The sequence below is a fragment of the Ruegeria arenilitoris genome (assembly GCF_013032445.1).
GTDB lineage: Bacteria > Pseudomonadota > Alphaproteobacteria > Rhodobacterales > Rhodobacteraceae > Ruegeria > Ruegeria arenilitoris_F.
Window position 1 is genome coordinate 20320 of record NZ_WQCA01000004.1, and the last position, 23158, is coordinate 43477.

General features: G+C 58.7%; 22 protein-coding genes. 9 read left to right on the plus strand and 13 right to left on the minus strand.

Features of this window, described 5'->3' with window-relative positions:
* The 5 genes from GOW98_RS06410 to GOW98_RS06430 form a co-directional block, all read right to left on the minus strand.
* Positions 1-1029 carry a TRAP transporter substrate-binding protein gene (locus tag GOW98_RS06410; protein ID WP_254437923.1) on the minus strand — a complete coding sequence of 343 codons (1029 nt, stop codon included), beginning with the start codon at positions 1027-1029 and terminating at the stop codon, positions 1-3.
* Between the two features lie 26 nt (positions 1030-1055).
* The gene (locus GOW98_RS06415) at positions 1056-1244 is read right to left on the minus strand and encodes a DUF2783 domain-containing protein (RefSeq protein ID WP_170330244.1); all 189 of its coding nucleotides are present in this window, start codon (positions 1242-1244) and stop codon (positions 1056-1058) included.
* A gap of 5 nt (positions 1245-1249) precedes the next feature.
* Positions 1250-2872 (minus strand): FAD-dependent oxidoreductase, encoded by a 1623-nt coding sequence (locus tag GOW98_RS06420; RefSeq protein WP_170330245.1) that lies wholly within the window; start codon positions 2870-2872, stop codon positions 1250-1252.
* A gap of 69 nt (positions 2873-2941) precedes the next feature.
* The gene (locus tag GOW98_RS06425; protein WP_170330246.1) at positions 2942-3892 is read right to left on the minus strand and encodes an MBL fold metallo-hydrolase; all 951 of its coding nucleotides are present in this window, start codon (positions 3890-3892) and stop codon (positions 2942-2944) included.
* Between the two features lie 304 nt (positions 3893-4196).
* Positions 4197-5105, minus strand: a complete 909-nt coding sequence (locus GOW98_RS06430) for a LysR family transcriptional regulator (RefSeq protein ID WP_170330247.1) — start codon at positions 5103-5105, stop codon at positions 4197-4199.
* Positions 5106-5185: 80 nt separating this feature from the next.
* Here GOW98_RS06430 and GOW98_RS06435 point away from each other — a divergent pair, with 80 nt between their 5' ends.
* Entirely contained in the window at positions 5186-6082 is an 897-nt protein-coding gene (locus GOW98_RS06435) for a nuclear transport factor 2 family protein (protein WP_170330248.1), read from the plus strand.
* 94 nt (positions 6083-6176) lie between these two features.
* Here the strand turns inward: GOW98_RS06435 and GOW98_RS06440 are convergent, their stop codons facing one another.
* The 7 genes from GOW98_RS06440 to GOW98_RS06470 form a co-directional block, all read right to left on the minus strand.
* Positions 6177-7412: a Tm-1-like ATP-binding domain-containing protein gene (locus GOW98_RS06440; protein ID WP_170330249.1), complete on the minus strand. Its 1236-nt coding sequence runs from the start codon at positions 7410-7412 to the stop codon at positions 6177-6179.
* Positions 7413-7434: 22 nt separating this feature from the next.
* Positions 7435-8367, minus strand: a complete 933-nt coding sequence (locus GOW98_RS06445; protein WP_170330250.1) for a phosphotransferase enzyme family protein — start codon at positions 8365-8367, stop codon at positions 7435-7437.
* Entirely contained in the window at positions 8364-9659 is a 1296-nt protein-coding gene (locus GOW98_RS06450) for an aspartate aminotransferase family protein (protein WP_170330251.1), read from the minus strand. The genes GOW98_RS06445 and GOW98_RS06450 overlap by 4 nt, the downstream gene beginning before the upstream one ends.
* A gap of 15 nt (positions 9660-9674) precedes the next feature.
* Entirely contained in the window at positions 9675-11159 is a 1485-nt protein-coding gene (locus GOW98_RS06455; protein ID WP_170330252.1) for an aldehyde dehydrogenase, read from the minus strand.
* Between the two features lie 7 nt (positions 11160-11166).
* Positions 11167-12699: a tripartite tricarboxylate transporter permease gene (locus GOW98_RS06460; protein ID WP_170330253.1), complete on the minus strand. Its 1533-nt coding sequence runs from the start codon at positions 12697-12699 to the stop codon at positions 11167-11169.
* An 8-nt stretch (positions 12700-12707) separates the two neighbouring features.
* The gene (locus tag GOW98_RS06465) at positions 12708-13244 is read right to left on the minus strand and encodes a tripartite tricarboxylate transporter TctB family protein (protein ID WP_170330254.1); all 537 of its coding nucleotides are present in this window, start codon (positions 13242-13244) and stop codon (positions 12708-12710) included.
* 62 nt (positions 13245-13306) lie between these two features.
* Positions 13307-14236 carry a tripartite tricarboxylate transporter substrate binding protein gene (locus tag GOW98_RS06470; protein WP_170330255.1) on the minus strand — a complete coding sequence of 310 codons (930 nt, stop codon included), beginning with the start codon at positions 14234-14236 and terminating at the stop codon, positions 13307-13309.
* Between the two features lie 108 nt (positions 14237-14344).
* Between GOW98_RS06470 and GOW98_RS06475 the strand changes: the two genes are divergently transcribed.
* Together GOW98_RS06475 and GOW98_RS06480 are read left to right on the plus strand one after the other, a co-directional pair.
* Positions 14345-15124, plus strand: a complete 780-nt coding sequence (locus tag GOW98_RS06475; RefSeq protein ID WP_170330256.1) for an IclR family transcriptional regulator — start codon at positions 14345-14347, stop codon at positions 15122-15124.
* Positions 15125-15156: 32 nt separating this feature from the next.
* Complete coding sequence (locus GOW98_RS06480) at positions 15157-16509, plus strand: aminotransferase class III-fold pyridoxal phosphate-dependent enzyme (RefSeq protein ID WP_170330257.1); 1353 nt, start codon at positions 15157-15159, stop codon at positions 16507-16509.
* A gap of 36 nt (positions 16510-16545) precedes the next feature.
* Here the strand turns inward: GOW98_RS06480 and hpaR are convergent, their stop codons facing one another.
* Positions 16546-16986 (minus strand): homoprotocatechuate degradation operon regulator HpaR, encoded by a 441-nt coding sequence (hpaR, locus tag GOW98_RS06485; protein WP_170330258.1) that lies wholly within the window; start codon positions 16984-16986, stop codon positions 16546-16548.
* 106 nt (positions 16987-17092) lie between these two features.
* On the opposite strand from hpaR, the gene GOW98_RS06490 reads away from it, so the two are divergent.
* The 6 genes from GOW98_RS06490 to GOW98_RS06515 are packed head-to-tail and all read left to right on the plus strand — an operon-like array spanning position 17093 to position 23157.
* Positions 17093-17491, plus strand: coding sequence for a 5-carboxymethyl-2-hydroxymuconate isomerase (locus GOW98_RS06490; protein WP_170330259.1), 399 nt, complete (start codon positions 17093-17095; stop codon positions 17489-17491).
* A 3-nt stretch (positions 17492-17494) separates the two neighbouring features.
* On the plus strand, positions 17495-19006 hold the full coding sequence (hpaE, locus tag GOW98_RS06495) for a 5-carboxymethyl-2-hydroxymuconate semialdehyde dehydrogenase (protein WP_170330260.1): 1512 nt from the start codon (positions 17495-17497) through the stop codon (positions 19004-19006).
* A 56-nt stretch (positions 19007-19062) separates the two neighbouring features.
* Positions 19063-19917, plus strand: a complete 855-nt coding sequence (gene hpaD / locus GOW98_RS06500) for a 3,4-dihydroxyphenylacetate 2,3-dioxygenase (RefSeq protein ID WP_170330261.1) — start codon at positions 19063-19065, stop codon at positions 19915-19917.
* Positions 19918-19960: 43 nt separating this feature from the next.
* Positions 19961-20803, plus strand: a complete 843-nt coding sequence (gene hpaD / locus GOW98_RS06505) for a 3,4-dihydroxyphenylacetate 2,3-dioxygenase (RefSeq protein WP_170330262.1) — start codon at positions 19961-19963, stop codon at positions 20801-20803.
* A 24-nt stretch (positions 20804-20827) separates the two neighbouring features.
* Entirely contained in the window at positions 20828-22309 is a 1482-nt protein-coding gene (locus GOW98_RS06510) for an NAD-dependent succinate-semialdehyde dehydrogenase (RefSeq protein ID WP_217359428.1), read from the plus strand.
* On the plus strand, positions 22309-23157 hold the full coding sequence (locus GOW98_RS06515; RefSeq protein WP_170330263.1) for a fumarylacetoacetate hydrolase family protein: 849 nt from the start codon (positions 22309-22311) through the stop codon (positions 23155-23157). The genes GOW98_RS06510 and GOW98_RS06515 overlap by 1 nt, the downstream gene beginning before the upstream one ends.
* The last annotated feature ends 1 nt before the right edge of the window (position 23158 follow it).

Here is a 23158-nt window from a genome sequence, read left to right on the forward strand (position 1 = left end):
TCAGAAGTCCACGCCAGCTTGCTTGCGCAGTTCTTGCAGGGCTGCTGCACCGTCATAGCCGTCAGTCGAGATCGCCTCGGACCATGCTGTTTCGGCGTCTGCGGCCTGCGACTTGATCGCATCAACCACGGCGGCCGGGGCGTCATAGACCTCGATCCCCGCCTTTTCAGCCGCTGCGCTGCCTTTTTCATCTGCACCGATCCAGGCTTCACCCACTAGCGCGGCAAAAGCCTCACCCGAGATTGCTTCGATCGCGGCCTGGTCCTCGGGGGAGATTTCGTTCCACTTGTCCTCGTTCATGACCATGAACCAGGTGGTGTTATAAAGGCCGCCGGGGACTTTCATCGTGTATTTGACGTCTTCGGTCAGCTTAAACGCGGCCAAAGCGTCATAGGGGAAAGTCACCCCGTCAATCACACCGCGCGACAGTTTCTCATAGACCTCACCCGAGGACATGAAGAGCGTCGTTGAGCCCATGCCCGACATCAGATCAGAGATATAGCCGCCGGGCACGCGGATTTTCAGGCCGGCAAAGTCATCGGTCGTTTCGATCTTGCGCACGTTGTTGTGCAACATACCGGGGCCATGCACGAACAGACCTAGAAGCTTGGTGCCTTGATGTTCTTTCTGCGCCTCGAGTGGACCGGTGTAAACGTTCCAGAAAGCCTTGGAACCTGCTACGGCGTCATCGCCGATGAAGGAAAACTGGCCGATCCGCGACCGCGTGAAACGGTCATCTGTGGTAAAGGAATGCAGGCCGTAAGTGATATCGGCAATACCGTCTGCGGCCATGTCGTAATGCGCTGGCGGCGGGCCAAGCGGCTTGGCCAGAACGCGAACGGTCACGCGCCCATCAGTGACTTCTTCAACCTGTTTGGCCCAGGGTTTGATCGCGCCCGACACGATCGGATGGCGCGGCGGCAGCCAGCTGGACAGGGCCAAGGTGGTTTCGGCCATCACGCTGGATGCGAACGACAGGGCGATGGCTGTTGCGCCAACGCAAGCGAGGGCACGGGTTTTTAGGGTCATTTTCATAGTCTCCTCCCTATGAAGTGTCAGATTTCGGCGGCTTTGATTGCAGCGCTCAGAACCGTGCGCTCGCCGATGTGATTGGCCAGGATCAGGATCAGGCGGGCGCTGAGCGCGTCGCTTTGGTCCTTTTCCAACCCGTCATGGGCGACCAGAAGTTCGGCATAGAAATCATCGACGCCATCAATGTTTGGGGTCAGGATCAAGTCGGTCATGGGGCTCACTCCTTACCGACCGCGCGTCGAATCGAAGCGCGGATTGCGTTTTCTTCAAAGCTGGGGCGGCGGGCGGCCACGTGCTGATCCGGGCGGATCAGGTAAACTGCGCTTTCGGCGTCGCCGAGATACCGTTTTTTCAACGCACCGGTTTTGTCATCCTTGACCGAAAGGGCCAGACGCGTGACCTGAACACCTTCTTCCTCGATCATGTCGGGGGCGTCGGCGTCGATGGTCAAAAGGATGAATTTGTCACCCAGTTTGGACAGCAGGAAATCATCGCCTAGAGGCGCATCCGGGCAGACCGAACCGGGGCGCGACTGCGCGGGCCCGTTCAGCGCATCCGCCGAATTAAGCGGCGAGCCGTCATAGGTGCAGGGCACTGAAAGACGGCCTGAATTCACCATCGGGCGCGCAAATTCATACTTTTCGGACAGAGACAACACGGCGTCGCGCAGAAGGCGGCTGGTCTCGGATTTCGGGGTGATGAAATCGGTAGAACGGGTCGAGTTCAGGATGTTCTCGTCCGCGCCGTGGATACGTTCGTCGTTATACGTATCCAGCAGGCTTTCAGGGGCCTCACCGCGCATAACCATGCCCAGTTTCCAGCCGAGGTTGTCGACATCCTGCATGCCTGAGTTGGCGCCGCGTGCGCCAAAGGGCGACACCTGGTGTGCCGCATCGCCGGCAAAGAACACGCGGCCATGGCGGAAACTGTCCATGCGCTTGCACTGGAAGGTATAGATCGAGGACCAGACCAGGTCGTATTCGACGCCATCCCCCAGGAACGCGTCGAGACGGCGGCGGATGTTTTCCTCTTTCATCTCTTCTTTGCGGTCGACATCCCATCCGATCTGGAAATCAACGCGCCAAACATCGTCGGGCTGCTTGTGCAGCAGGGTGGACGCGCCCGATCCGTGGGTCGGTTCGAACCAGAACCAGCGTTCGGTCGGAAAGCTGTCGTTCTTCATCTTGATGTCGGCGATCAGGAAACTGTCCTGAAAAACTTTGCCGGTGAAATCCAGATCCAGCATCGTACGCAGTGGTGACGAGGCGCCGTCGCAGCCGATCAGCCAGTCCGCTTCAAGCGTGTAGGGACCGTCGGGCGTCATTATGGTCAGGGTGACGTGATCGTCATGCACTTCGACCGTATCCACGCGGTTCTTGCCGCGGATTTCAATCGGTGCGCCCTGCGACTGCAGCTCTTCGAAGCGGTCCAGCTGATAGCTTTCGTAATAGGGCTGCTGCATGTTGATGAAGGCGGGGTATTCATGGCCTTCTTCGGGTAGCAGGTTGAATTCGAAGACCTGGTCGTCCTTGTGGAAGACCTTGCCAAGGTTCCAGACCACCCCTTTGTCTACCATCGGTTTGCCGCAGCCATAGCGGCCCGCAACCTCAAGACAGCGTTTGGCGAAACAGATCGCCCGAGACCCCATACCGACGCCTTCGTGGTCGTCCAGCACCAGTGTGGGAATGCCCTGACGACCAAGATCAAGCGCGGTCGCCACGCCAATTGGGCCACCGCCCATTACCACGACAGGGTGGCGGACCGGTGCAGCGGTGTCCTGATCGGTCGATTTCTTGTAGGGATAGCGCTTGTAGGCAAGCGTGTATCGGTCATCGAACATCGGTTTTGTCCTCTGGCTGCGCGCGTTTCGTTTTTCAGGAAGCCCGGCCACACGGCCGGGCCGTTTACCTTAGCCTTGCAAGGCCTCCCACATCTCCAGATCGCGCTGAGCGGTCCAGATACGGGGGGTGTCAATGCCGCGGGCCTCGTCATAGGCGCGGGCGACGTTGAAGGGCAGGCAGTGTTCGTAAATTGCGTAGTCGGCGAATTTCGGATCGCATTCGGCGCGCACGGCATCCCATGCCTCTTTCAGCGATCCCCCGCGCGCTGCAACTTTTGCCGCCGGGCGGTAGGTGCTTTCGACGAAGTCGCGGGTGTTTTCGATGGCGGCGTTGACCATGTCCTTGCCGACCAAGGCGTTCCCGCGGCCCGGTGCGATGGCGTCGACGTCGAACCACCTGATTTCATCCAGCGTATCGCCCCAATCGCTGAAATGCCCGTCGCCGCAATAGCAGGCCGAGTGGTATTCGACGATGTCGCCGGTGAACATGACGTTCTGGTCGGGCACATGGATGACGATATCGCCCGCCGTATGGGCGCGGCCCAGATGCATCAGATCGATCCGGCGATTGCCCAGGTAAACGGTCATCGTGTCGCTGAAAGTGGTCGTAGGCCAGGTCAGGCCGGGGATGCTTTCGTGCCCTTCGAACAGGCGGGGGAAGCGTTGGAATTCGCTGTCCCAGTCCTCTTTGCCGCGTTCCACGACCATCGCGCGCGCCATGTCGGACATTAGGATCTGTTGCGCGCCAAAGGCACTCGCGCCCAGCACGCGGACCGCGTGGTAATGGGTCAGCGCCACATGGGTGATCGGTTTGTCGGTGACAGAGCGGACGCATTCGATCACCTTGTTTGCCAGACGCGGGGTCGCCTGCGCCTCGACAATCATCACACTGTCATCGCCGATGATTACGCCCGAGTTTGGATCGCCCTCGGCAGTGAAGGCATAAAGGCCTTCGCCAACCTCGGTGAACGAGATCTTCTTTTCCGACATGTCCCCCTGGGACGCGAATGCTTTGGCCATGAGGTTCCTCCAAAGATGCGATGCTGCCAAAACCCAGTCTGTTTTTGCCGAGGTCAGGCATTTGGTTGCATTTGCAACAATTTCGTTTCATTTGAAACGAAAGTCAACGAAAAACCAGCGCTCATGGGCAGCGGTCTGTTCAGTGCTTGGTTTTAAATGACTTTTGAAGGATCCTAAGTGATAACCTTGGCGGAGCTCAAATCTTGCTGGCAGAGCTCCGGCGCGGGTTTGAGGCGAACCTCGTCACATGTTTCGGCCGATTTTAAGTAGGAATTGGACCCACGCACAGACTGACGATTCGCAGTTATCTTGGTTCCGAACCGAGTTGAATTTGCTTACGCATCCAGATGTGACGTTCTGAGGCATCCGATCGCACATGCCAGATGCAGGAAATCGTCTCTGTCGGCATCGCGAAGGGCGGGGGGCAGAACGCAAGACCTAAAAAGGTGGAATCCCGCAACCGCACTGGCATTAACGCTACCATGTCTGAACCCGCCAGCACCGCCGCAATGCTGGAAAACCCCGGCAGGCTGACAGCGATGCGCCGGGACCGGCCCATCGTTGCCAAAATCTGATCAACACTCGTTTTCCCGGACGCGCTGAGTGCCATGATCACGTGATCCGCAGTGCAATAACTATCAAGACTGTCTGGGGCCGTTCGTTGCGACGCATCAAAATAGACCACGTCCCTATCATCTTCCAGGACGCGTCGCTGTTTGATGTCCGTCTCAAGCGTCTTGAGCTCGGGTGCCAGCACCAGATCAACCTCGCCGGACCGTAGCAGTTGGACCCACTCCCGATCCGGCAACGCCCGCCTGACGCGGATTTGAACCTGCGGCGCGAGCCGTCGCAGACGATGAATGAATGGGCGGATGATCAGTTCAATCTCGTAATCGGTTGCGGCGATCGAAAAAGGGCGCGTGTCCTGCGCTGGGTCATAGGTGTCTGCCCGCGAAAAACACTGCATTCGGTGCAGGATCTCTTTGGCCTCGGCGACAAGGGTATCGGCTTTTTCGGTGGGCGTGATCGTGCGGCCCATTGGCACAAAGAGATCATCGCCCGTAATCGACCGCAGACGGTTCAACCCGTGGCTTACGGTGGATTGCGTCACGTTCAGGTCATGTGCGGCAGCGGTCACGGACCCCGTCTCGTGTACCTTTACGAGCATGGTCAGAAGTCGCCCGTCCAGCGCCAACTCATCAAGTTCGTTCATGAGTCACATGAATACCATTGGCGTAGTTTCAATCAATGGATTTCCCTACCTAGCCTGCAGATGCATTAAGGAGGTCTGAAATGTCTGCTAAACACCTATTCAAAACGGCGGCGACGGCTCTGTTGCTGGCTCTGTCCAGCCCCGCCTTTGCCGACCTGCGCACCATTACTACCGAAACCGAAGCCTCGATCAAACTGGCCGAAGGGTTCTATCAGGATGTGCTGGTTTACCGTAACCTGAACAATTTCAGCAAATACATCGGTAAGACCTACATCCAGCACGCCACCGCCTATGGCGACGGCCCCGTTGAACTGATCAAAGCGGTTTCAGGTGAACTAACGGCTGACCCGGACGTGCAGGTCGATCTGTACCGTACAATTGCCGAGGATGACTATGTTGCTATCCACTCGGTCTGGACCACCAGCAGCGGTGAGCAATATGTCTACGTGGATATCTGGCGCGTTGAAAATGGCTTGCTGGTTGAGCACTGGGATCACTACCAACAGGTGCCTGCCGAGTCCGCCAACGCAAACACCATGTTCCAGGGCCCGGCGGCCGATATCTATTCGAAGCAGGATACCGATCAGAACCGCGAACGCGCGATTGCTGTTCTGAGCACCTTCAACAACCCAAGTGACACTTCTGCGGTCGAAAACTACGTGTCGGCAGAGACGTATATTCAACACAACCCCTACGTTCCCGATGGCCGCGACGCCTTTATCGGGTATCTGGACTCTATGGCGGGCGAGGGAAAACGTTATGAGACCCAGTTCGCCAAGACGATCGCCATGGGTGATTTCGTTCTGGTGCATTCGAAAGTGACCGATCCGTCGGTCGAGGGTGATCTGGGCATCGGGTGCATGGATATCTTCCGCTTCAACGACGAAGGTCTGATCGTCGAGCATTGGGACATCGAAGAAGCCCAGATCGGTGTTTCCGCCAACGAAAACGATGTGTTTGGGTATCCGGCTGAGTGAGAGTGACGGGCGGGGCACCTTACAGTGCTCCGCAACCTTTTTCGGATCACTCAAAGGAACGCTGAACCCCGACCAGCACTTGCATCAACGTCCGCTAGGTTTTGCTGACGATCCCGGTCCTGACCCACTCATCGAACTGAGCCAAAACGGCGTCGCAAAACGCGGCGTCGTTGATATGGGCGTCCAGCTCAGTCATCGGCACCCGGCCCGGCATGACCTTGCGGGCTTCGTCCACCATGTCCGCAAGGGCTGCGGGATCATGGGCTTCTTCGCCTTCCTTGTCCCACGCTTCCACACCCTGAACCGGCAGGAAGAACTGGACAGGGCCGGTGGCGGCCTCAAGCCGGTTTGCCAGTTCCCGGATCCAAGCGCGGCGTTCGTCGCCATTGAAGACTGAGCTTTTGATGAGGCGATTATGTTCGTGGAAAGGACGATCGGCATATTGGTCCGGTATCTCTTGCCATCCCGCAAAGTCCAGCAGATCAAGCGCGCCCGGGGCAACCATTTGCGGCGTGCCGACGCGCCCGGCATTAGTCACACGATCTTCTCCGCTTGAAACAACCGAACCCGCCAGCAGATTGCCAAACTCCTGCATACAGAAATCCATTACGCAGGCAAAGGCGCCCTCGGCGGCCAGTTTCTCAAAGGCCATGCCGCCCATGCCTGTCGAGTGAAACACCGCGACCTCAAACCCGCGGTCTTCCAGAGCAGGCTTTAGAGTTTTCATATAGCGCAGGCAGGACGACCCAAGGCTGGTCATGCCAATCAGTGGTTTGCTTCGATCCGGTGCGATGGCGGCTTTGGTTGCGCCAACCACGGCACCTGCCGCCTGAGCCAGCGAGGACCGGCAGATCGAATTCATACCATACAACCCCCCGGCCCACAGGATCATCTGAATGTCCGGAGCCAGCCGGTGCGGCGGGATCAGCGGTGAGAAGCTAACGGTTGAGACGATGTATTTTGGCAACCCCATCGGCAGCGCTTGGGCACAATCCAGCGCAAGGTCGGTGCCCATGGTGCCGCCGGTGGCCAGCATCCCGTCAAAGCGGCCATCGGCATAGGCCTTTGCCACCACTTTGGCGGCCCCGGTGGACATCACGCGGAACGCCTTATTCTCATCCCCCAGTGCGATCACCTCGTCGATGGTCATGCCTTCGGCGGCGGCGGCCTCGTGCTTCGAGATATCGGTTGGTGTTTGCGGATCGCCCAGAACGGAGACGTCCATAGTCAGCACATCTGCACCCTGTGCCCGAACGGCGTCTTCGATGAAGCGCATCTCGGGGTCTTTGGTATCGTATGTCCCAATTAGCAGGATCGTTTTGTTGTTCATGTTTTCCTCCCGTCCATGCGTTTTATCCGAGGTAGCGTTTCAGCAGGCCCCGGGCGGTATCTTTGAACCGCATATTGCGTATCTCTGATCCGTCTTCGCCCATCCGGGACGAAATCCAGCCCACATAAGTCACTGCGCGCAGGGCTATGAACAGATCGAGATGCTCGGTATCGAGTGCTCTTACCGACCGATATCCGTCAAGCAATGCGTCTTGCAGAGCGTCATAGTCCGGCTCATGCAGGTTTTTCAGCAGCGTTGTGGCGATGTCGAACAGGCGGAATCCGAACCCGGCATCGTCGAAGTCGATCAGCCAGAGCTTATCGCCCTGGACCATGACGTTTTCGCGCACCAGATCGGCGTGTATCAGGCCGTAATCCAGTTGGTCTTCGACCTGTTGCAAGTCACTGTTTGCTGTCTCGCGAAACGCAGCGAACAGGGTGCGATCTTCATCCGAAAGCGTCGGGTTTTCACAAAATCGATCCCACAGAGGCGCGTCGCCCAACAGCCCAGTGCGGTCCCAGGACCAGCGTGCAAAATCATCTGGCCGGGTCCAGTTATCGCTGACCTCGTGCAGCTTTGCCATCTCACAACCTAGAGCTTGAAAGACTCCGGTGCGGTCGTCATGGTCGATCCCGCCGCCTGTAGAGCCCAGAGGACGACCGGGCAGCCAGTCCAGCATATCGACCTGAACACCGTCCAGCAGGTGCAGATAGGCGCAATCCTTGGCCGGTACGGGGGTGGGGGCGCCGACGCCCTTTGCAGCAAGTTCTGCAATCCATTGCAGCTCGGACTTCAGGGCGGCATCCGAATGCAACCCCTGACGGTGTAGACGCAGGGCATAGCTTTGCCCGTCGGCCTGGACCCGATAAACATGGTTTTCACGGGCCGCGACCAGCGACCAATCGGCACCGTCCAGGCCCCAAAGGGTCAGGGCTTGTTCGACAATCGGGGTCATAGGGTCAGCGGGGTTTCGGCCAAAACCTCGTCCAGTGTGTCAAACAAAAGATCGGCATTCTCTTTCGAGAACGGCATCGGTGGCCGGATTTTGAGCGTGTTCTTGTGACGGCCCAGTTTCGAATGGATTATCCCCCGATGCCGCATCGCGTTAATCACCCGATCGGTGAACTCGCTGGCCGGTTCTTTGGTTTGACGGTTCAGAACCATCTCGGCCCCGAAGATCAGGCCTGAGCCGCGTACGTCGCCGATGAACTCATATTTCTGCTGCAACGCCACCATACGTGCGCGAGCGTGATCACCTACCGCTTTGGCATTGGCGACAAGGTTTTTGTCCTCAATCTCTTCCAGCACCGCCATGGCCGCGGCGCAAGAGACCGGGTTGCCTCCAAACGTGTTGAAGTACCGATAGCCCTTGCGGAAGGTGGCCAGAACTTCGTGTCGCGTTACCACGCCGCCCGTCGGATGCCCATTGGCCATCGGTTTGCCCATGGTCATGACGTCCGGCACCACGCCCATCTTCTGGTGTGCCCACATATGGGTGCCGGTGCGGCCAAAGCCCGATTGGACCTCGTCACAGATCAGCAGGCCACCGGCCTTGCGCACCACTTCGGCCACCGGTTTCAGCCAGCCGTCAGGGTGGTCCGGGAAACCTTCGTTCAGGAAATAAGGGCAGAGGACCAAAGCGGCAAAGCCGATGCCGGACTTTTCATGCGCGGCAATCTGTTCGGCCACTGCATCGGCGAATTTGCGGCCATCCGGGTCCGGATTGCGATAGCTGTCGGGGGCCGCCACAAACCGGAAATACTGATCCAAGCCAAAGCCAACCGTCGGCACGTTCGATTTGCTTAGCTGGCTGACCAGAGAGGTATTGCCGTGATAGGTCGCATCCGTAGCGATGATGCCGCGCTTGCCGGTCATGCCTTCGGCCATGCGCAGGGCAATGTCGTTTGCCTCGGACCCGGTGCAGGTCAGGATGGCGGTGTCCAGCGATGCATCCATCGTGCCGGTCAGCTTCTCGACATAGTCGAGAATGCCGTCATGCAGATAGCGCGTATGGGTGTTGAGCGTCGAGGCCTGACGGCAGATCGCCTCGACCACACGCGGGTTGCAGTGGCCCACATGGGGAACGTTGTTGTAGCAATCCAGATATTTGCGTCCGTCCGCATCCCACAGCCAAACCCCTTCACCCTTCACGATATGAAGCGGCTCATCATAAAAGGTCGAGACATTTGGTCCCAGCAGGTTGGCCCGGCGTTCAACAAGCTCGGCGGATTTCGGGGGAAGCGTCATGCGGTCGGCCTTAGGTCAGAGTTTTATCCAAGCGGTCTTGAGGTCGAGATACTTCTCAAGCGCGTGCAGGGATTTGTCATGCCCGTTGCCCGACTGGCGCACGCCACCCAGCGGCACGGTCAAGTCAGACCCGCCATAGGTGTTCACATGCACCACGCCTGCGCGGATACCCGCGATCATGCGGTGTGCGCGGCTTAGGTTCGAAGTCCACACACCCGAAGACAGACCATAGACCGAGTCATTGGCCAGCCGGATCGCCTCATCCTCGTCCTTGAAGGGGGTCACCGCCAGAACCGGGCCGAACACCTCGTTCTGGAACAGGTTGTCGGTGGGTTCCACGTCGGTCATCACCGTCGGCGCCATATAGTAGCCGCCGGTCTCCTCAAGGATACGCCCGCCGCCGGTGCGGCGCTCGGCGCCTTCGGCCTCGGCTTTGGTGACGAAATCCAGGTTGGACTCCAGTTCAGACATCGAATGAACGGCGCCGATTTGCGTGTCCAGATCCAGCGGGTTGCCGACGCGCATCGCCTCGGCATGTTTGACTAGTTCGGCAACAAAATCGTCGTGGATGTCCTCTTGCACCAGCAGACGCGATCCGGCGATGCAGATCTGGCCTGCATTGCGGAAGATACCGCCCGCCGACACTTTGGCAGCCTCGCTCAGGTCCGGGGCGTCATTGAAGACGATGTTGGGGGATTTGCCGCCCAGTTCCAGATAGCAGCGTTTCATATTCGAGCGCGCCGAATACTCGAGCAGCCGCCGACCCGTCGCACCCGAGCCGGTGAACACCATGATGTCCACATCCATTGACAGCGCCAGCGTTTCGCCCACCACCTGGCCCGAGCCGGTGACGACGTTCAGCACCCCGTCGGGCACTCCGGCTTCGGCTGCCAGTTCGGCCAGTTTCAGCAGCGACAAGGATGCGCTTTCGGCCGGTTTCAGTACCACCGAGTTTCCGGTGGCCAGCGCCGGGGCCAGCTTCCAGCTGCCGATCATCAGGGGCATGTTCCACGGCACAATTGCCCCGACAACGCCCACCGGCGCGTGATGGATCAGGCCCAGCACACTTTCTGCGGTGGGGGCGATTTGGCCATAGACCTTGTCGATCGCCTCGGCGTAATAGCGGAAAGTTCCGGCTGCCGACATCGGCTCAGCCTTCATGGCCATGGTGATCTCGGTGCCATTGTCGCGCACACCCAGAACCGCCAGTTCAAGGGCGTGTTTTTCGATCAGGTCGGCCAGTTTCAACAGCACTTTCTTGCGCTCGACCGGGGCGCGGCGCGACCAGCGGCCATCTTCGAACGCGGCCCGAGCTGATGCAATCGCGGCCTCCATATCCGTCGGAGTGCCTTCGGCAATCTGGGTCAAAACCGTGCCATCAATCGGTGACAGCACATCCCGATGGCCACCTTCCGAGGCGGCAACCCAGCGCCCCCCGATGAAGTGTGACCGAGGCGACAGAACCTGAGCGCGGAGGGCGTCAATATCGGATTGGTTCATGACAGTGTTACCCTTGCTGATTGGGGTGATCGGAATCGACCGGTTGCGCGGTTGGCTCGGGCCGCAGCTTGTTGCGGAATTCGAAGTACAGGGTGCGCAAATGCAGCAGTAGGATCAGCACGATCAGCGCCGTCAGGATCGCTGCAATCGGGCGATCGACGAAATCCAGCGGGGATTTGACCCGTGCCATGGCGCTGCGCAGTTTGACCTCCATGATGCCGCCCAGAACCATGCCCAGGATGATCGGTACAATCGGCAGGTCCAGCCGTTTTAGGATCAAGCCAAACACGCCAAACCCGGCGGCAATGGCGCAGTCGGTGATAGAGTTGCGCAAGCTATAGACGCCGACAAAGGCCAGGATCAGGATCATGATGCCTAGAAACCGGGTCGGGATCTGGATGATCTTGAGCAACAGGTTGGTCGAGAACAGCAGGAAGACCAGAACGATGACGTTCAGCAGGATCAGCGCCATATAGAGCGCCATCACAAAATCCATCTGGTTTTCGAACAGCTGCGGGCCGGGGATGACGTTGTGCACGTAGAACACCGATAGCATCATCGCGGTCAGCGCCTCGCCCGGAATACCCAGCGCCAGCAGCGGGATCATGGCGGCACCCGGAACGGCGTTGTTAGCGGCCTCGGATGCGACCAGTCCCTCGGGCGAGCCATCCCCGAACTTGTCGGGGTCTTTCGAGGTCTTCTGCGCATAGGTGTAGGACAGGAACTGCGAAGTAAACTCGCCCGTACCCGGCACCATGCCCATGAAAACGCCGATGCTCGAGGACACGGTGGCGACCCGTTTGATGCCCAGTAGCTCCTTGAGCCCAGTAAAGATGTTGCCGCTGACATGCGCCTCGCCCGGGGCGTGGTTCTTTTCCAGCAGCAAAAGCAGCGCCTGACTGATGGCAAACAGGCCCAGAACGACCACGATCAGGTCGACGCCCGAGGCCAGCCAGCTTTGGTCAAAGGTAAAGCGGCGGGTGTATTTGACAGGCTCAAGCCCGACGGTGTTCAGGAATATCCCGAAGGCGGCTAGCATACCGGCGGCAAAAATCTGTCCACGGTGGGCGAGGATCACAAGAATGATGCCCAACAGGGCGGCCAGGAAAATCTCTCGACTGCCGAAATGTGGGGCGATCAGCGCGAGAACCGGCGACAGGATCATCAGGCAGATTATGGCAAAGACACCGCCGAAGAACGACGCGGAATAGGCCAGCGACAGTGCGCGATGCCCCTGACCGCGTTTGGTCATGGGATAGCCGTCATAAGTGGTCAACGCGTTGACAGCCGTGCCCGGCGTATTGATCAGAATGGCGGGGATGGCGCCGCCATACATGGAGGAGCCATAGATGCCCAGCAACAGCGTCAGGCCGACAATGGGTTCAAAGGCAAATGTTGCGGGCAAAAGGATGGCGATAGCTACCGCCGCGCCGACACCAGGTAGCGCGCCGATGATGACCCCACCGATCGAGCCGATCAGAAGGGCGACGATCACCTGCCATTGCGTCAGGATAGAAAGACCGGACAGAAGCGTTTCCATAGTGACCCTCAGAGATAAGTCAGCGCAAAGGCGCGCACGGATTCCGGCAGGTACTCATAGGCAGCGCCGGCGGGGATTTTGACTTGCAGAAAGGCCCGGAAGATCACCGTCACTGCGACACCGAACGCCGCGGCAAGGCCAATGGCTCTGACGCTTCGGAACCCGGTGCGGACCGCAAGAAAAACCGCGAACAGAACGGTCGACGGCAGGTATCCCAAAAACGGGACAACCGCGACATAAACCAGAAAATAGGCGACGTATTCAAGGGACCGAAACCAGAACGCCACTTCGGGCCAGCGACCCGGAATACGGTCTGACATGGCCGAGCTGAGCCAGTGCAGAAAGGCAAAGATGGCCATTGCCCAAAGCGAGACCATCGGCCAGAAGCCGGGCTGTGCAAACCACTTGGTCCGTTTGACGACCTTGGTCTGTTCGCCCAGTTGGCTTAGAAGGAAAACGGCAAAAACCAGAAAGGCCAAAGCAAAAACAACGTCGCCGGGTCGGCGGTATCGTTTGAACATGTCCTGAAGTGTTTTGGCTATCATAGTCCCCTCCCTGACCAATGAAAAAGCCGCGCGGGAAACGCCCGCGCGACTCAGTAATGTGCTTATTCGCCTACGAGGGCTTGGATGGCTCCGATCGTTTCGCTGTCGCTCGCAATCTGGGCGTTTGATGCGTCCGCATCCAGCCAGTAGATCAGAACGCCAGTCTCGCCGATCAGGTTCTGAGCTTTCTCGGTCTGCAAGGCCTTTTGCGCCGCCGCCGAGATTTTTTCGCGAACCTCTGCCGGAGTGTCCTTGTGGACGAACAGACCATTCCACAGCGCCACGTTCAGATCGGGATGCAGTTCGCTAACGGTCGGCGTGTCTGGCGTCAGGCTAATACGCTCGTTGCCAATGCTGGCCAGAACGTTGACGTCGTCCAGACAGGGCAGGATCAGCTGCAGCGTGGTGTTGATCACGTCGACATCACCGGAGGCCAGCGTATTGCAGTCCAGCGCGTCGAATGCAGCCTCGCTTGCAAAATCAAAGCCCGAGCTGATCGCGGCGGCAAAGGTCACCTGGGTGGGCGGCAGGAACGACCCGAAATGACCCAGCGCCACGTCGTTTTCCTTGCCATGGGCGACCAGTTCCTCCCAGTTCGTGAACGGAGCGTCTTTGTCTGACGCGATCACGAAGGGATAGGTCATGAAGATACCGATCGGCTCGAACGGGTTGGGGGACAGTTCAGGGATGCCGATCTGGGGGCCGCCGATGGGAACGTCCGTCACAAAGGACCCGATGGTATAGCCATCGGCCGGAGCGGTTGCCACTTCGACAGCGCCGGGGAACGGGCCGCCGCCGCCGCCGGGCTTGTTCACGACTGCGGCCGGAACGCCATACATCGCTTGGAACTCGTCTGCGATGATCCGCGTCAGGACGTCTTCCAGATCACCCGGAGGCCACGGAACGACAAAAGAGACCGGCTTCTCTGGATATTCGGCGAGTGCGGCCGTTGCAGAAGCAACAAACGCTGCGGCTGTTAGGACTTTCTTCATTGACACCTCCCGTAAGTGGTTCATTATTTGATCCGCGTTAACAAGAATAATGTTGCTTTGTTAACCTTGTTCTGTCAAGTATTACCTTAACGGGAGGATGTGAATCACATGGGTACAGCCCTGAACGCCCTGAAAATGCTCAATTACTTTTCAAACGCTCGGCCAGAGATCGGGCTGAGTCAGTTTGCGCGGCTGTCCGGGTTGAACAAAGCCACCGCGCTACGCCACCTGCGGGCGCTCGAGGAATACGGGCTGATCGAACAGAACCCCATGACCAAATCTTATGCGGTCGGACCTGCCGCGCTGCGCCTGGCCGCGCTGCGTCAGATCGCCCGTCCCGGCATCGAAAGTGCCCGCCAGAGAATGCAGGTTGCGATGCAGGATGTCGGCGAAAGCCTGCATCTGTCGCTTCTTGAAAAGGATTCGTTGCAAACCGCGCTGGTGGTCGAAACGAACCGCCACAGCGTGCGTGTCAGTCTTGATCCTAGTGAGATCCTTCCAATCAATGCGACGGCTTCGGGCCTGTGTATGCTCAGCTTTGGTCCGTCCTTCCTGCTGGATCGTCTCGAGCAGGAAGAACAAGCGCGATACACGGACACCACGCTGACCGACCCGGCGCAGATCAAGGATCGGGTCTCGACAATCAGCCAAGCCGGTTGGGCCAACAGCAATGGAAGCTATGAAAATGGCGTCTATGGCTATGCGGCGCCCATATTCGGCATTGATCAGGTAGCGCTGGGTACCATAGCGATTGCCGTTCCCGAAGGCCGCGCCAGCGGCGAAAGACTGCCGGAAATCCTGACCACCCTACACGCCCTCTCGACTGATCTGACCGCAAGCTTCGGCGGTCAGCTCCCCGACACTTTTCCAACCGAATTCCATCCGTGAGCGGGTGGACACTAACCCCGGAGACCCGAGACATGAAAGACTCGAACTTTCTCAAAGAAAACAACGCGCGTTACTTCTGGCACCCGATGGCGCATCCCGCCGACAGTCAGAAGAATCCGCCGACAATTCTGAACGGAGGTGAAGGTGTCAGCATTATCGATGTCGATGGTCACAAGGCGCTGGATGCGGTCGGGGGGCTTTGGAACGTCAATCTGGGTTATTCCTGCGAACCGGTTAAACAGGCCATTGCCGATCAGTTGAACGCGCTGCCCTATTATTCGACGTTCCGCGGCACCAGCAACGACAAGGTAATCGAGCTGTCCTATGAGTTGGCGCAGTTTTTCGAACCTGACGGCCTGACCCGTGCCTTCTTTACCTCGGGTGGTTCAGATTCGGTTGAAATCGCACTGAAACTGGCGCGGCAATATCACAAAGTGCGGGGCGAGGCCGGGCGTACCAAGTTCATCAGCCTGAAACAGGGCTATCACGGCACCCATTTCGCCGCCGCCTCGGTCAACGGCAATCAAAAATTCCGCGCGGCTTATGAGCCGATGATGCCCGGTTGCTATCATGTGCCTGCCCCATGGGCCTATCGTAACCCGTTTGACGAGACCGATCCCGAACGTCTGGCGCAGCTTTGCGTCAAAGCGCTTGAGGCCGAGATTGCGTTTCAGGGGGCCAACACCGTTGCGGCCTTCGTCATGGAGCCGGTCCTTGGGGCAGGGGGCGTGATCCCGCCGCACAAGAGTTTCATGCCAATGGTGCGTGAAGTCTGCTCCAAGAACGGTATTTTGCTGATCTCGGACGAGATCATCACCGCCTTTGGTCGCACCGGCAGCGAAAGCGGCGCGCGGCATTGGGGGGTGCAGCCCGACATCATGACCACGGCCAAGGCGATCACTAATGGTTACTTCCCGTTTGGGGCGGCGATGATCTCGGGTGCGGTCGCCGAGTTGTTCGAAAGTGACACAACCGGCAAGGCGTCGGTTGATCAGGGCTATACCTATTCCGGCCACCCGGTTGGCGCCGCAGCGGCCCTTGCTGCTCTTTCCGAAATCAAGCGCCTGCGCGTTTGGGAAAACGCCGCCGCGCGCGGGGATGAACTGTTTGCCGGGCTGCAGAAACTGGCCGAGAAATACGACGTGATCGGAGATGTGCGAGGCGGCGAGGGGCTGATGTGTGCGCTGGAACTGGTCTCGGACCGCGCGACCAAGGCGCCTATTGCGAAACACCTGCCGCTGCAGGTTCAGAAAGCAGCTTATGAGGACGGTGTGATGGTGCGTGTGTCCGGCAACAACATCATCCTGTCGCCACCGCTGATCATCACATCCGAGGATGTGGCCAAGATTCTGTCGGCGCTGGATACCGGTCTGGGGACTCTTTGATCACCACTCACCTGACCTTGCCCACCCCGGGCGGGGTCAGACTTTGACCGCCTGCAGCTCTTCCAGCAGGTCCAGCAGTTGGTTCAGTTTCTCGCGGCCCATCTGCGACTCGATATTGTTTGAGATCGCCAGCGACGTGGCAAGGTTGTCCTCCAGTACCGCGCGGCCGGCATCGGTGATCCGAACCATGGTCCGGCGCTTATCTTGTTTGTCCTGTCGGCGGGTGATCTGGCCCTCGGCCTCCATAGTGCGCAGGATGCGGGTGAGGCTGGGCAGCAGCAGGCAGGCCTCGTGGGCGATTGCGGTTTGTTCAACCTCGCCGAGCTCGTCCAGAACCCTCAGGATGCGCCACTTTTGTTCGGTGAGTTGAATGTCATGCAGCATATCCCGGATCGGCGCCATGACGGTTTCCCGTGCGCGCAACAGCGCAATCGGAAGGGATCGGGCGGTACTTTTGGTGTGGCTTTGCGTGGTCATGCGGCCTTCTAAATCGGCAATTTGGAAATTGCAAAGATTAACAAGGCAAGTTCTTGACAACGTCACTGTTAAATACTAAACATGTTAAGCAATAAGGGGAGGATACATGCCACACTTTCACGTCGAATATTCCGGAAATCTGGAGGACAAGATCGACATGGCTGGCCTGTGCGAATGCATCCGGGCAACGGCTGCCGGGATCGAAACCTTTCCGATGCCAGGCATTCGTGTCCGCGCCACACGTGTCGATCACTACGCCATCGCGGACGGTAATTCGGCGCATGGCTTCATCGATATCTCGATCCGTCTGCGCGCAGGCCGGCCGGACGACGTCAAACAGGATGCCACCCAGCGCATTTTCAAAGCGGTCAGAGTGTATCTGGCCCCCGCCTTCTCGCACCAATCCATCGCGCTCTCGTTTGAGATGCGCGACATCGACCCCAAGCTTTCGCCCAAGACCGGTACGATCCGCGATCACCTTGGCGCGACCACGCAGGAGACCTGAACCATGAGCGCACTGGACACAAACATCGAAAAACTGGCGGGCTTTTTGGCGCGGTTCAAAGAAACAGGCATCAAGAACCGCATCGCAGGTGAGGACGTTGCCGGGGCTGCCGGCGTGTTTCAATCCACCTCTCCGGTCGACAAGTCGGTGATCTGCGATGTTGCCCATGGCACCGCCGAGGATATCGACACCGCGGCCAAAGCGGCCCATGCGGCCTTTGCCGAATGGCGCGACATACCCGCCACCGAACGCCGCCGCATTCTGCTGAACGTCGCGGACGCCATCGAAGCGCGCGCCGAGGAAATCGCGCTGTGCGAATGCTGGGACACAGGCCAAACCCTGCGCTTTATGTCCAAGGCGGCGCTGCGCGGTGCTGAGAACTTCCGCTATTTCGCGGACCAGGTGGTGCAGGCGCGCGACGGGCAGCATCTGAAATCGCCGACCCTAATGAATGTCACCACTCGCGTGCCGATCGGCCCGGTTGGCGTGATCACCCCGTGGAACACGCCCTTCATGCTGTCGACCTGGAAAATCGCGCCCGCTCTGGCCGCAGGCTGCACCGTGGTTCACAAACCTGCCGAGGATTCGCCACTGTCAGCCCGCCTGTTGGTGGAAATCGCCGAAGAGGCCGGTCTGCCCAAGGGCGTGCTGAACACCGTAAACGGCTTTGGCCCGGATGCGGGCAAGGCGCTAACCGAGCATCCTCTGATCAAGGCCATCGCGTTTGTCGGCGAAAGCCGCACCGGTAGCATCATCACCAAGCAGGGTGCGGATACGCTGAAGCGGATGCATTTGGAACTGGGTGGCAAGAACCCGGTCATCGTGTTCGACGACGCAGATCTGGATCGCGCACTGGATGCTGTTATCTTCATGATCTATTCGATCAACGGCGAGCGTTGCACCTCGTCTTCCCGCCTGTTGGTTCAGGACAGCATCAAGGAAGAATTCGAAGCCAAGTTGATCGAACGCGTCAACAGCATCAAGGTTGGTCACCCGCTGGACCCGGCAACCGAAATCGGCCCGCTGGTCACGGAAGAGCATTACAACAAGGTCACCAGCTATTTCGACATCGCCAAAGAGGACGGCGCGACCGTCGCGGCCGGTGGTGTGAAGCTGGGCGATGAGGGCTACTTCATCCGTCCAACCCTGTTCACCGACGCCACCAACCAGATGCGTATCGCGCGTGAGGAAATCTTTGGCCCGGTCTTGACCTCTATCCCATTCTCGACTGAGGAAGAGGCGCTGCAAATGGCCAATGACACGCCTTATGGTCTGACCGGCTATGTCTGGACCAACGACCTGACGCGCGCGCTGCGCTTTACCGATAAGCTTGAGGCCGGGATGATCTGGGTGAACTCGGAAAACGTGCGTCACCTGCCCACGCCTTTCGGTGGGGTCAAGGCCTCGGGCATCGGTCGCGACGGCGGCGACTGGTCGTTCGAGTTCTACATGGAACAAAAGCACATCGGCTTTGCCACTGGTCAGCACAAGATCATGCAGTTGGGCAAGCTGTAACGGTCAGCCCTGACAGAACCTGGAAACGCGCGCATCTCAACCTTCAGGAGGAGAAAATGGGAGAAATCGTTCTCGCCGCCAAAATGACCCATGTGCCGACCATGCTGATGTCGGAACAGGAAGGCCCGGTCAAGGGTGCGCGTCAAACCGCGATTGATGGGCATCGGGAAATTGCTCGGCGCGCCAAGGAACTGGGTGCCGATACGGTGGTGATCTGCGACACGCACTGGGTCGTAAATGCGGGTTTCCATATCAACGCGAACAAGCATTTCGAGGGCCTTTTCACCTCGAACGAATTCCCGCAATTCATCAAGGACCTGCCTTACGCCTATGACGGTGACCCGGCGTTGGGGGATGCCATTGCCGACATCGCCACAAAAAAGGGCGTGCACACGCTCAGCCATCAGGTGGACAGCCTTGAGCTGGAATACGGAACTCTTGTTCCGATGCGTTTCATGAGCCGCGAGGCGGATTTCAAGGTCGTCTCGATTGCGGCATGGTGTACCGTACACAGCCACGACGAAAGCCGCCTTGTCGGCGAAGCCATCCGCGAGGCGGTCGAGGCCAGCGACAGCAAGGTTCTGCTTGTTGCATCCGGATCGTTGAGCCACAAGATCTGGCCGAATAAGGACTATGCCGCAAATAATGGTACATTCACCATCAGTTCCGAGTTCAACCGCCAGGTGGATTTGCATGTTCTGGACATGTGGCAAGTCGGAGATCACGCCACGTTCCTAAAAATGCTGGACGAATATGCCAATTTCTGCTGCGGCGAAGGCTCGATGCACGACACCGCCATGCTTTACGGTGCGCTGGGATGGGACTCGTATGACGCGAAATGTGAGGTTGTAACCGAATATTTCCCGTCCTCCGGCACTGGACAGACCAACGTGATCTTCCCGGTGACTTGAACGGGTTGACAGGCGCGCAACGCATATTGGAGAGGAGACGATCATGGGAAAGATTGTACAGGCCGCGAAGATTACGCATGTGCCAAGTATCTGGATGTCCCACACAATGCCGAAATACAAAGGCATCCGCCAACCTGCCATCGATGGCTATGCGCGCCTGCGTCAGGATGCGATCGATCGCAAGGTCGATACCTTCGTCATCTTCGACACCCACTGGATCACCAATCAGGGCTTTCACTTGAACACGAAAGAACACCACAAGGGTCGTTTCATCAGCCACGAACTGCCGCACATGCTGGCGGATATGGAGTTCGACTATCGCGGCGATCACGAACTTGGGGAGACCATCCTTGACGTTCTACGCGAGCGTGGCGAGCGGGCTTTGGGGCATTCGCATCCCGATATGGGGATGGAATACGGTACCTTGCTGCCGATGCACTTTATCAATGACGGTGTGAACGCGCGGGTTTTGCCCGTGGCGGTCAACCAGTTCTCGTCGATCGCTGAAAATCGGGTTTGGGGTGAGGCCATTGCCGAAGGTATCCGACGCTCGGACCGGAACGTTTCGATTCTGGCCTCGGGGTCGCTGAGCCATGACTTCACGCCCAATGAACGGTCGGTCGATGGTCTGAATTCGGTGAATGGCGAGTTCAACCGCCAGATGGATATGCGTGTGCTGGATCTGTGGGAGCAGGGCCGGTTCGAGGAATTTCTGGAACTTCTGCCCGACTACGCCAAAAAATGCGCGGGCGAATGCGCCATGAACGATACCGCCTTGCTGTTCGGCGCCCTTGGATGGGGCAGCTACACGGGCAAGATCGACATCTACACCCCGTATTTTGGAAGCTCCGGAACGGGTCAGGCCAATATCAGCTTCTCGGTCTAAGACCGGAACCACAGGGAAAATCGAATGACAGAACTGCGTCTTAACGATCCCAGCCTGCTTGCCGAAAAGGCGCGGGTCGGGTCCAGATGGGTGGATGCATCCGAGGTTGCGAACGCGATTGATGTGACCAACCCGGCGACGGGTGAGGTGATCGGTCGGGTGCCCAACCTGGGTGCCGCGGAAACGGCCGAGGCAATTGCCGATGCGCAGCGTGCCCAGAAAGACTGGGCCAAGCGTACCGCGAAAGATCGCAGCCAGACCCTGCGGCACTGGTACGATCTGATGATGGAGAACCAGGATGATCTGGGTGCCATCCTGACTGCCGAACAGGGTAAGCCATTGGCCGAAGCGAAAGGCGAGATCGCTTACGGTGCCAGCTTCATCGAGTGGTTCGCCGAAGAGGCCCGTCGTGCTTACGGAGATGTCACGCCCGGCCATGCGCCGGATAAGCGGATCATCACCGTCAAGCAGCCCATTGGTGTCGTGGCCGCGATTACTCCTTGGAACTTTCCCAACGCCATGATCACCCGTAAGGCTGGTCCGGCCTTTGCTGCGGGTTGTTCGATGGTGTTGAAACCCGCGTCGCAGACACCGTTCTCGGCCATCGCTCTGGCTGTATTGGCCGAACGCGCGGGGCTGCCTGCTGGTCTGTTCTCGGTCATCACCGGTTCGGCGCGCGCCATTGGCGGTGAGATGACGTCGAGCCCGATCGTGCAAAAGCTGACCTTTACCGGATCAACCGAGATCGGCGCGATGCTCTATGCGCAATGCGCCCCGACGATCAAGAAACTGGGGCTGGAGCTGGGCGGTAACGCGCCGTTCATCGTGTTCGACGATGCCGATCTGGATGCCGCCGTCGAAGGCGCCGTAATCGCCAAGTTCCGCAACAACGGCCAGACCTGCGTTTGTGCAAACCGCATCTATGTGCAGGCCGGGGTTTATGATGCCTTCGCGGAAAAGCTGGCGGCCAAAGTGGCGACTCTGCCGACCGGCAACGGGTTCGACGAGGGCATCATCTTTGGCCCGCTGATCGATCAGGCCGCCGTGGACAAAGTGGCCGAACATGTCGAGGACGCGACCTCGAAAGGCGCCAATGTGGCGCTTGGGGGAAATCCCCACGCGCTGGGTGGCACCTTCTTCGAGCCCACCGTCCTGACTGGTGTGACCTCGGACATGGCAGTAGCATCCGAAGAGACCTTTGGCCCTGTCGCGCCCCTGTTCAAGTTCGATACCGAACGCGAAGTCGTAGCTGCCGCCAACGACACCGAGTTCGGCCTCGCCTCGTATTTCTACTCCCGCGACATGGCCCGTGTCTGGCGTGTGTCCGAGGATCTGGAATACGGCATGGTCGGGGTCAACACTGGCCTGATTTCGACCGCCGAAGCCCCGTTTGGTGGCGTCAAGATGTCGGGTCTGGGCCGCGAAGGCTCCCGCTATGGGCTCGATGACTTCATGGAACTCAAATACATCTGCATGGGCGGCATCGAACCCGCCGAGGAGGCCTGATGCGCTTTGCGACTTACTCTGCCAACGGCGAGACCTTTTTTGGCGCCATCACGGATAGCGGCGCGATTGCTCTGAATGATGCCTTTCCTGATCAAGGCACCCTCTATGAGGTGATCGCAACTGGGGCGTTTGATCAACTGGCAGCCGCCGCTGAAGGCAGGCCAGTGACCCATACCGATTTTACCTATGAGATGGTGATGCCCGACGTCCGCCGCATCCTGTGTGTCGGGGTGAACTTTCCGGATCGCAATGCGGAATACAAGGATGGCAGCGCGCAACCGAAATACATGTCACTGTTCCCGCGCTTTGCCAGCGGGTTTACCGGCCATGACCGTCCGCTGATCCGTCCGCCGGAAAACCACACGCTGGACTACGAAGGTGAGGTTGCCATTGTCATTGGCAAGACTGGCCGCCGGATTTCGCAAGAAGATGCCTATGACCACGTCGCGGCCCTGACCCTTTGCAACGAAGGCACGATCCGCGACTGGGTGCGCCATGCCAAGTTCAACGTTACCCAAGGCAAGAACTGGGACAATACTGGTGCCATCGGACCCTGGCTGGTGCCCTTCACCGATGCCGCGCAACTTGATGACGCCCGCATCCAGACCCATGTGAACGGCGAGCTGCGTCAGGACGATACCCTGAACCGCATGATGTTCCCGATCCGGCGTGAGATCGAGTATATCTCGACTTTCATGACCCTGCAGCCGGGCGACATCATCGTCACCGGCACGCCCACCGGGGCAGGGGCACGGTTTGATCCTCCGAAATATCTGACACCGGGTGACGTGGTCGAGGTCTCGGTCGAAGGTATCGGCACGCTGCGCAACACGGTTGAGGACGAATAGG